The 9,671-nt window shown below is 60.6% G+C and carries 11 protein-coding genes; 5 read left to right on the top strand and 6 right to left on the bottom strand.

The window, feature by feature from the left end; genetic code table 11:
* From Q0M35_RS14720 to Q0M35_RS14730, 3 genes are all read left to right on the top strand, one after another.
* Positions 1-115 (top strand): sigma factor-like helix-turn-helix DNA-binding protein (locus tag Q0M35_RS14720; RefSeq protein ID WP_295316631.1); only part of this gene is annotated, 115 nt, incomplete at its 5' end.
* 143 nt (positions 116-258) lie between these two features.
* Positions 259-528, top strand: a complete 270-nt coding sequence (locus Q0M35_RS14725; RefSeq protein WP_295316612.1) for a DksA/TraR family C4-type zinc finger protein — start codon at positions 259-261, stop codon at positions 526-528.
* Positions 529-569: 41 nt separating this feature from the next.
* Entirely contained in the window at positions 570-1,544 is a 975-nt protein-coding gene (locus tag Q0M35_RS14730) for a Gfo/Idh/MocA family oxidoreductase (protein ID WP_295316614.1), read from the top strand.
* Here the strand turns inward: Q0M35_RS14730 and Q0M35_RS14735 are convergent.
* The 6 genes from Q0M35_RS14735 to Q0M35_RS14760 form a co-directional block, all read right to left on the bottom strand.
* Positions 1,541-3,361: a M3 family oligoendopeptidase gene (locus tag Q0M35_RS14735; protein ID WP_295316616.1), complete on the bottom strand. Its 1,821-nt coding sequence runs from the start codon at positions 3,359-3,361 to the stop codon at positions 1,541-1,543. The genes Q0M35_RS14730 and Q0M35_RS14735 overlap by 4 nt on opposite strands.
* Positions 3,362-3,437: 76 nt before the next feature.
* Complete coding sequence (locus Q0M35_RS14740; protein WP_295316618.1) at positions 3,438-4,322, bottom strand: amidohydrolase family protein; 885 nt, start codon at positions 4,320-4,322, stop codon at positions 3,438-3,440.
* Positions 4,315-5,913, bottom strand: a complete 1,599-nt coding sequence (locus tag Q0M35_RS14745; protein WP_295316620.1) for an ATP-dependent DNA ligase — start codon at positions 5,911-5,913, stop codon at positions 4,315-4,317. The genes Q0M35_RS14740 and Q0M35_RS14745 overlap by 8 nt, the downstream gene beginning before the upstream one ends.
* Entirely contained in the window at positions 5,910-6,923 is a 1,014-nt protein-coding gene (locus Q0M35_RS14750; RefSeq protein WP_295316622.1) for a ligase-associated DNA damage response exonuclease, read from the bottom strand. Before Q0M35_RS14750 ends, Q0M35_RS14745 begins: the two co-directional genes overlap by 4 nt.
* Before the next feature lie 38 nt (positions 6,924-6,961).
* Entirely contained in the window at positions 6,962-7,909 is a 948-nt protein-coding gene (locus Q0M35_RS14755; RefSeq protein ID WP_295316623.1) for an alpha/beta hydrolase, read from the bottom strand.
* Complete coding sequence (locus Q0M35_RS14760) at positions 7,909-8,199, bottom strand: SCP2 sterol-binding domain-containing protein (RefSeq protein WP_295316625.1); 291 nt, start codon at positions 8,197-8,199, stop codon at positions 7,909-7,911. The genes Q0M35_RS14755 and Q0M35_RS14760 overlap by 1 nt, the downstream gene beginning before the upstream one ends.
* 74 nt (positions 8,200-8,273) lie before the next feature.
* Between Q0M35_RS14760 and Q0M35_RS14765 the strand changes: the two genes are divergently transcribed.
* Both Q0M35_RS14765 and Q0M35_RS14770 read left to right on the top strand, forming a co-directional pair.
* Positions 8,274-8,831 (top strand): tetratricopeptide repeat protein, encoded by a 558-nt coding sequence (locus Q0M35_RS14765; protein WP_295316627.1) that lies wholly within the window; start codon positions 8,274-8,276, stop codon positions 8,829-8,831.
* A gap of 24 nt (positions 8,832-8,855) precedes the next feature.
* Positions 8,856-9,671: helicase-related protein (locus Q0M35_RS14770; protein WP_295316629.1), on the top strand; the 816-nt coding region annotated here is incomplete at its 3' end.

Raw genomic sequence — 9,671 nt, forward strand, 5'->3', positions numbered from 1 at the left:
CGAGTACAACGTCAGCCGTGAGCGCATCCGGCAGATTGAGGTACGCGCCTTTGAGAAGCTGCAGAAGAAGATGCGCGATCTCGCAAAAGAAAAGGGCATGCTGGCCACGGCCTGATACCCGCGACCACACCCTGATGACCGGCCCGCGCAGCTCAGGTTGCGCGGGTTTTTTGTGACCTGCCCGGGTATGCTGCGGGGCGGGCGGTGTTTGCATGACGCGCCTGTGCGTGGCAGACTTGATGGTAAGGAGGCTCAGATATGGCTGGTGGATGGGCGCGCGATGGCGCGGTGAACGAACAGATAGAGGCATCCGTTTCTGATGAACTGGCCCGGCTCAAAGCCCGGCGCCAGCCGCAGGGTGAGAGCCTGACACATTGTGCGGAATGCGAAGAGCCGATTCCGGAGGCACGCCGCGCGGCCCTGCCGGGTGTGAAGCTCTGCATCGACTGCATGCGAGAGCGAGACAGCACCTTTCAGGCGCGCGGCGGGATCAATCGCCGGGGGTCCAAAGACAGCCAGCTGAAATAAGCACCGGAACGCAGATCCGGTCAGATTACAGGACAACCACAATGACACATCTGAGATGGGGCATCCTCGGCGCGTCGAACTTTGCAGCAGAACATATGGCACCCGCCATTCACGCTGCAAAGGGCGCCGATTTCGTGGCACTTGGCACGTCCGATCCGCAGAAAGCGGCGCGCTTTTCCGCTTTTGCGCCCGGTCTGACCGTGCATGACACCTATGATGCTGTGCTGGACGACCCGGATGTCGGTGCGGTTTATATTCCGCTGCCCAACCACCTGCATGTGGAATGGTCCATCAAAGCGCTTGAGGCGGGCAAACACGTGCTGTGCGAAAAACCCATGACGATGCGGGCGGAGGAATTTGACCGGCTGATCGCGGCACGGGACATCTCTGGCAAGCTGGCGGCCGAGGCTTTTATGATCGTGCATCATCCGCAGTTCCGGCGCGCAAAAGAGCTTGTCGCGTCAGGGGCAATAGGGACTTTGCGGCATGTGGATGCCGTCTTTTCCTATTTCAACACCGATACCGGGAATATCCGGAACCAGGCGCAGGCGGGCGGTGGCGGATTACCGGACATCGGCGTCTATACCTTTGGCTCGACGCGCTTTGTGACCGGGCAGGAGCCCGACACCGTGCCCTTTGCCCGGATCGATTTTGAAAATGACGTGGATGTATTTGTGCAGATGGCGGCCGAATTTCCGGGTTTCAGCTATTCTGCGGTGATCTCGATGCGCATGTTCAACCGTCAGGAGGTTGTGTTTCACGGCGACCAGGGCGTGTTGCGCATGACATGCCCGTTCAATGCGGGCGTTTATGACCAGGCGGAGCTGTCTCTGGAAACCGCGGGGCAAACGCGCACGGTCGAACGGTTTCCGGGGGTCAATCACTACGTGTTGCAGGTCGAGGCCTTCAGCGAAGCAGCGCGGACTAAAGGCAGCTATGCGTGCCCGCTCGAATTCTCGAAGGGCACGCAGCGCATGATTGATATGACCTTTGCGGCGGCAAAGAAGGGCGCTTAGCCCTCCATCGCCTCAAGCTCGTCGATGAAGCCCGAGATCATGCTCAGCCCCTTGTCCCAGAACGCCGGATCGGAGGCGTCGAGGCCAAAGGGGGCCAGCAGTTCTTTGTGATGCTTGGAGCCGCCGGCTTTGAGCATCTCAAAGTACTTGTCCTCGAACCCTTCGTCACCCTCGGCATAAACCGCGTAGAGCGCGTTCACCAGACCGTCGCCAAAGGCATAGGCATAGACATAGAAGGGAGAATGCACAAAGTGCGGAATATAGGCCCAGAACGTTTCATAGCCGTCCATGTACTCAAAGGCCGGCCCGAGGCTTTCGGCCTGCACTGACATCCAGAGCGCGTTAATATCATCCGGGGTAAGCTCTCCACCCCGGCGGGCCGCGTGCAGTTTACATTCAAAATCATAGAACGCGATCTGGCGCACGACCGTGTTGATCATGTCTTCGACCTTACCGGCGAGCATCACCTTGCGCTGTGCGTCATCTTTCGCACCGTCAAGCATCTTGCGGAAAGTGAGCATCTCGCCGAAAACACTGGCTGTTTCGGCAAGAGTGAGCGGCGTGGAGGAGAGCATCTCGCCCTGACCGGCTGCCAGCACCTGATGGACACCGTGGCCAAGTTCATGCGCGAGCGTCATCACATCGCGCGGTTTGCCCAGATAATTCAGCATCACGTAAGGATGTACGTTGGTCACTGTGGGGTGTGCAAAGGCGCCGGGCGCTTTGCCGGGTTTCACGGCTGCATCAATCCATCCCTTGCGGAAAAACGGCTCCGCAAGCTCGCCCATGCGCGGGTCAAAAGCGTTGTAGGCATCCATCACGGTTTTTTCAGCCTGCGCCCATCCGACCGTCCGGTTGTCCTCCATCGGCAGCGGCGCGTTACGGTCCCACACCTGCATTGTCTCCAGCCCCAGCCATTTGCGCTTGAGCTCGTAATAGCGGTGGCTGAGTTTGGGATAGGCGTTAACCACCGCATTGCGCAGGGCTTCGACCACCTCGGGTTCGACCTGATTGCTCAGGTGCCGTCCGGTCTGTGCGGTTTCCATACCCCGCCATCGGTCAAGGATTTCTTTTTCCTTGGTCTGGGTATTGTGCACCCGTGCGAAGGTCTTGATGTTGTCAGAGAACACGTCCGCCAGCTCGCGCGCGGCCGCCTCGCGTTTTGCGCGGTCGGTGTCGGTGAGCAGGTTGAGCGTGCCTTCGATATTCAGCGTGTCGCCATCCACCTCGAATTCCAGGCCCGCGATGGTCTCGTCAAAAAGCCGCTCCCAGGCATCTCCAACGACGCCCAGATCGTGCAGGAACTTCTCCAGTTCATCAGAAAGCTGATAAGGCTTCATCGCGCGGATACGGTCAAACACGGGTTTGTAGCGCGCCAGATCTGCGTTCTGTGCATAGAGCGTATCGAGCCGGTCATCCGCCAGGCGGTTGATCTCAAGGGTGAAAAATACCAGCGGCGTGGTGAAATTGGTGATTTTTTCCTGCAGATCGGACATAAATTTGGCCCGTCCCGCATCGGTGGTCAGCTGGTAATAACGCAGGCCCGCATAGGACATAATACGTCCCGCAACCTGGTTGATTTTCTCCTGTCGCAGAACGCATTCGAGAAATGCCGGGGCATCCAGCGTATCAAGTTTGCCCTCATAATCGGTGGCAAAGCTGCTGCATGCCTGCTCCAGCCAGTCCAGATCGCGCTTGAGCTCAGGGGCATCCTCGCCGGTATAGAGATCGTCGAGGTTCCATTCCGGCAGATCGCCGAAAGGGCTCTTGCCACCGGCGGTGTTTGCATCGCGAAGGGGGAAGGGAAGCTGAAACATGGGTGTCCTCATCTGTGGTTTGCCTCTACCTAGGGTGCTGCCGGTCCGGGGACAAGCGAGCACCGTGCGCGCGGGGTCAGAAGCCGAAAAGATTTTCGGGATTATGCACGAGAATGCGCTCTCTGGTGGCCTGACCGGTCACCACCCGGTGGAAGGCATCAAGCAGGTCTGCTGCAACGGGCATCTGCGCATCCGCCAGCATCAGATGCGGCCAGTCCGAGCCCCAGAGGCAGCGTTCCGGGTTTGCCGCGACAAGGGCTGCGACCAGCACATCGGCACGATCAAAAGGAGCGGGGCACATCCGGTAGAGTGCGGAGAGTTTGACCCAGGCTTTACCCTCTGCGAGCAGGTTGCAAAGTGACCGGAACCCGTCGCTTTCAGGGGTCATCCCGTCTGCAGGCCAGCCGATGTGATCAAAGACGACATCGACGGGCAGTGCCCGGACGTCTTCTGCGATGTCCGCCAGGTGCCGGTCTGCGTGCGCCAGCATCTGGATGTGCAGGCCACGGTCTGCAAGCGCCGGCGCCATTGCTTTTGCACCCGCCCATGTCAGAACGCCTCCGTGTACGTAGTTGAGGCGTACGGCCACCATGTTGGCCTCCGCGAAGTCATCCATATCCGCCTCGCCCGACCCGTCGGGCAGCAGCCCTACGCCGCGAAACCCGGCCCCCATGCGACGGACAGCCTCGATCGTAACGCTGTTGTCAGTGCCATAAAGAATCGAATGGACGATCAGGCCGCGCGAAAACCCAAGCGTTTCCAGGTGTTTGCGGTAAATCGTAAGCCAGCCGTCGAGATCGGGGCCGGGGGCCGGGTCTTCTGCACGACCTTCCCAGAGGGGGTACTCGCCTGCGGCTGCCACCAGGTGCACATGCGCGTCACAGGCACCCTCCGGTGCGCGTGTTTCCGGCGCGCGGGGGGCGGGTGGCATTTCCGCCGTTGGTCCGGTCTGATCAGCCATAAATCCTCAGCATATCGTTCAGGTCATCCAGCGTGTTAGCTTCCTGCAGAGGTTTGTCCTTACGCCAGCGTGACATGCGCGGAAACCTGAGCGCCACCCCTGATTTGTGGCGGGGGCTTTCCTGAATGCCTTCAAAGGCGATCTCGAAGACATGATGTGGCGTTACCTGGCGGACGGGCCCGAAGCGCTGCAGCGTATTTTTACGTACCCACGCGGTGATCTGACGGAATTCGGCATCGGTGAGGCCGGAATAAGCCTTGGTGAAAGGCACCAGATCGTTGCCGTTCCAGACCGCAAAGGTGAAATCAGTGAACAGGTTCGCACGCCGCCCGTGGCCTGCCTGCGCATAGATCATCACCGCGTCAATCGTGAGCGGGTCAAGCTTCCATTTCCACCAGTCACCCTTTTTGCGGCCTGTCAGATAGGGGCTGGCAGCGCGCTTCAGCATGACGCCCTCAGCCTGTTCCTCGCGCGCCTCCGCGCGCAGATCCGCAAGCGCGCCCCAGTCGTCAAATTCCAGCTGCGGCGACAGGCGCACGGGCGCATCGGGGGGCAGACCGGCGCAGAGTTCCTCAAGCAGGCTGCGCCGGCGGGCAAAGGAGGTCCCCCGCAGATCGGCGCCTTCGTGCTCAAGCAGATCATAAGCATGCAGCACGACCGGTGCTTCTGCGAGCAGCCTTTTCGGGACGGTTTTTCGCCCGATGCGCTTTTGCAAAGCATTAAAGCTCGCGGGTCGGTCCGCGCGGGCGTGCCAGACCAGCAATTCGCCATCAAGCACGGTGCCGTCGGGCAGGAAATCCACCGCGCGGGCAAGCTCAGGGAAGCGCTCTGTCATCAGCTCTTCGCCGCGCGACCAGACAAAATGCTGACCCTCGCGCAGGATGAGCTGGCCGCGAATTCCGTCCCATTTCCATTCCGCACGCCAGTCCTGCGTCGGACCCAGGGATTCAGGCGTGTCCTCCAGCGCATAGGCAAGATAAAACGGATAGGGGCGCGAGGCATCAGCGGCACTGTCCTGCGCCTCGATCAGCGTCTCCCACGAAGTGTCGTCGGGGTGCCAGGTGCCCATCAGCCGGTGCGCCAGTTCAGGCTCGGGTTTGCCCGTGGCTTTCGCAAGAGCACGGGTCATCAGCTTCTGGCTGATGCCCACACGAAAGCCCCCGGTGATAAGCTTGTTGAAAACGAAACGCTCGGTGCCGCCAAGGTGTGACCACGCTTCCAGAACAAAGGCCTTGCGCGCGTCTTCATCAAGATCAGGAACGCCACGTAACGCATTGATCCAGTACGAAAGAGAGCGATCATCTGTCGTTGTCACCGGAGGCAGAACGAGTGCGATGGTTTCAGCCAGATCACCGACAATCGGATAACACTCCTCAAAGAGCCAGAGCGGGATGCCCGCCATTTCTGCTCCCCATTCACGCAGTTTCGTGGTCGTCACCGCGCGTTTCGGGCGGCGTCCGGAGAAAAGCGCGATGGTCCAGAGCCGGTCTGCCTCGGGGGCGGCTGCGAAGTAATCCGCGAGAGCCGCCACTTTGACATTGGTTTTCGTGCTTTGATCGATGGCGTTAAAGAGGGCGGCGAACCGTTTCATCCGGTTTCATCCTGATCTGGTGCTTCGCCCTCGAACTCGGTGGGCACGACTTCGGCAGACCAGCCGTTATCCTTCAGGTATCGCGCAAATATATCCGTGTAACCATGTGTCACATATATATTTTCTGCGCCTGTTTCTTTGATGGTGCTGAGCAGGCCGGCCCAGTCGGCATGATCCGAAATCACAAAGCCGCGGTCGCCTGCGCGCCGCCTGCGCACGCCGCGCAGTTGCATCCAGCCACTGGCAAACGCGCTCTCCTGCGCGCCGAATTTCCTGGCCCAGGCACTGCCGAGGGCTGAGGGTGGCGCGAGCACCAGCGCACCCGGATAGTCTTTCGGATTTATCGCGGCATCTGCTTTTACTGTATCGGGCAGCGTCACGCCCTGTTCGCGCAGAATGCCATTGGTCGCCTCAACCGCACCGTGGGTCAGAACCGGCCCGATCGAGGTGTCAAGCATCCGCAAAAGCCTTTGTGCTTTGCCAAGCGCGTATGCGCCGAGAAATGCGGTTTTGCCAGCGGCGGCGCAGCCAGCCCACCAGTCGTTTATTTCGCGGGCAACAACCGGCTGTGACCGCCAGTTAAAGACGGGCAGGCCAAAGGTGGATTCCGTGATGAAGTGGTGGCACCGGACCGGCTCAAAGGCCTCGGATAGTCCATCATCCTCGACTTTGTAATCCCCTGACGCGACCCAGACCTCGCCATCTACTGCGACGCGGATCTGAGCAGAGCCGGGCACGTGACCTGCCGGGTGAAAGGATACTTCCGCCCCGCCGATTTGCCGCGTTTCTCCGAAGGCAATGCCCTCGGCGGAGATGTCGCCAAGACGGTGGCGCATCACAGGCAGCGTGCTGTGCGTCGCAAGGTACGATCCGTGGCCGGGACGGGCGTGATCTGCATGGCCGTGGGTGATCAGCGCCCGGTCCACCGGCTGCCAGGGATCAATATAAAACCCGCCGGCGGCGCACCAGATGCCACGATCGGTAAAAGTGAGGACAGGTTCGCGCGTCATACCGGTAATCTAGATGTGAGCGCGCGGATTCCCAGGACTCAGCGACGGGCGCGGTTCGCAAATACCTCTGACATCCTGTCAAAGACGGGCCCTGCGACGGCGTCACTTTCCATCATCACCTCGTGCTCTCCGTCTTCGACGATTTCAAGCGCGCCGTTGTTCCACTCCTGCATCCGCCGGTGGATTGCGGGGACTTCAACGATCCGCTCGTTAGAGCCCAGAAAGGTGACGCATGGCAGGGCAGGCGAGGGGCGCGACGCAAGATGCCGCGTTTCTGCCAGCGCCTCGCGCAGCCAGACAAAGCTGGGTCCGCCGAGGCTGAGTTCCGGGTGTTTGGTCAGCTGGTCGCGCATGATGGCAAACTGGTCGCGGTCGCGCGTCAGCAGATTGTTATCGAAGCCGTCGGTGACCACGTGGTGTTCGATGCGGGTGCCGGGCGGTAACCTGTGCCCCTGTCCGACACGTGGCATCAGGTGCCCCAGCGCCCATGCGAGCGGGCGCATATGCGGTGCTATCCGGATGCCCCACATCGGACCGGTGAAGGCGGTGGCCTGAACCGGTGCGCCCTCAATTGCGGCCCGCAGTCCGATCGCGCCGCCCATCGAGTGACCGAGAAGAAACCAGGGGCGCGGCATATTCAGCTGCCGTGCGACGCGCAGCATGGCCGCCACATCTTTCTGATAATCGGTGAAATGCGCCACGTGACCGATCAGAGGATTTTCCAGAAGCCGGTCAGAGAGACCCTGTCCCCGCCAGTCAATCGCCATCGCAGCATATCCGCGAGCGTGGAATGCTGCGGCAACCTGGCCGTACTTTTCGATGAATTCGGTCCGTCCGGGGAAAATCAGGACGGTGCCGCGCGCGTTGGTCAGTGGCCAGTGACCGATCCGCAGACGCACGCCGTCTGACGAGGTAATCCAATGCGCCGCACCCTCTTCGGGACCATGAGAAATCGCGTCAAGAAAGGGCGCGGCCGCAAGTGTCATCAGGCCAGTGCAGATGCCAGTTGCATGGCCATCCCCATATCGCCGTCCACCGAGAGCTTGCCGGTCATAAAGGCGCTTGTCGGATTGGTCTCACCTTCGAGAATGGCCCGGAACGTCTCGACGTCGGCTGTCAGCGTCACATCGGCCGGCTCGTCACCGGCGCGCGCGCCGTTGCTGTCCATCATAATGTTGCCTTCGCCGGTGATGTTGAATTTCGCGGTGCCGCCGAAATCGGCACCACTCAGTTTTTCGTTCAGTGCGACCACTGCTTCGTTCACAATTTCACTCATTTTCCGGCCCTTTTGCCTGTGGCGGCCCGCGGGGTCTGGAATTGCCCGCGTCGCCTGTTACATTCATAGCTGTTATGAGCATCAAAAGTATCAACCTCAAATCTGTCGTTGCGGCACTTCTCGCCGTTTTTGTGCTTTCCGTGCCATCCCAGGCACAGGACCGGGCCGCTGAACTGCTGCAGGAACTCAGCGAGGCGCCCGAATCAGAAGCCGGGCGGCTTGATCGTGAACTCAGCCTGATCTGGGACCGGTCGGGGTCAGCGTCGATGGATCTGTTGCTCCGGCGGGGTCGTGAGGCGCTGGAAGAAGACGACAATCAGCGCGCGATCGAGCATCTTTCCGCGCTTACGGATCACGCACCGGACTTCGCCGAGGGCTGGCATGCGCGCGCCACCGCCTATTACCGGGCGGGTCTCTATGGCCCGGCCCTTGAAGATCTGCGCCGCGCACTTGCGCTTAATCCCAGTAATTACAATGCCATTTTCGGTCTCGGGGTTATGCTGCGCGAGTTTGGTGACGCGGAGCGTGCCGCTGAAGCCTTTGACCGCGTGCTGGAACTCAACCCGCATCACGAAAACGCGCAGACCGCCATCGAACAGCTCAGACGTGAAGGCATCGGCCGGACACTCTGACCCTCTCTTATCAAGGATATTGCCGTGGCAGGTGAGACGCGGGTGACGGCCGTTCTTGGCCCGACCAACACCGGGAAAACCACCTACGCGATCGAACGGATGCTGGGCCACAGGACCGGGGTTATCGGTCTGCCGCTGCGTCTGCTGGCGCGCGAGGTCTATGACCGGATCGTTGCGGTTCGCGGTCCTTCTGTTGTGGCGCTCGTCACCGGCGAGGAGCGTATTGTGCCGCCCAGGACGCAGTACTGGGTCTGCACGGTTGAAGCGATGCCCGAGGGCATGGGCTGTGATTTCTTGGCCGTGGATGAGATCCAGCTCTGTGCAGATCCGGAACGCGGACACGTGTTTACTGACCGGTTGCTGCGCGCGCGGGGGCTCCATGAGACGCTTTTTCTGGGCTCGGACACAATGCGGGGTGCCATCCGGGAGCTGATCCCCGATGCGCAGTTCATGCAGCGCGACCGGATGTCTGATCTGACCTATTCCGGTCCGAAAAAGATAAGCAGAATGCGCCCGCGCAGTGCCATTGTGGGATTTTCGGTTGAAAATGTATATGCGATTGCGGAGTTGATCCGACGCCAGAAAGGCGGTGCGGCGGTGGTCATGGGCGCTCTGAGCCCCCGTACACGCAACGCTCAGGTCGAAATGTATCAGAACGGCGAGGTTGATTTTCTGGTCGCCACCGATGCCATCGGCATGGGGCTCAATCTCGATGTGGATCATGTTGCCTTCTCATCACTCAGTAAGTTTGATGGCCGCCGGATGCGGATGCTGGCGCCGAATGAGCTTGCCCAGATCGCCGGGCGCGCGGGCCGGGGCATGAAGAACGGCACCTTCGGT

The organism is Roseobacter sp. (assembly GCF_024639605.1).
Lineage (GTDB): Bacteria > Pseudomonadota > Alphaproteobacteria > Rhodobacterales > Rhodobacteraceae > Roseobacter.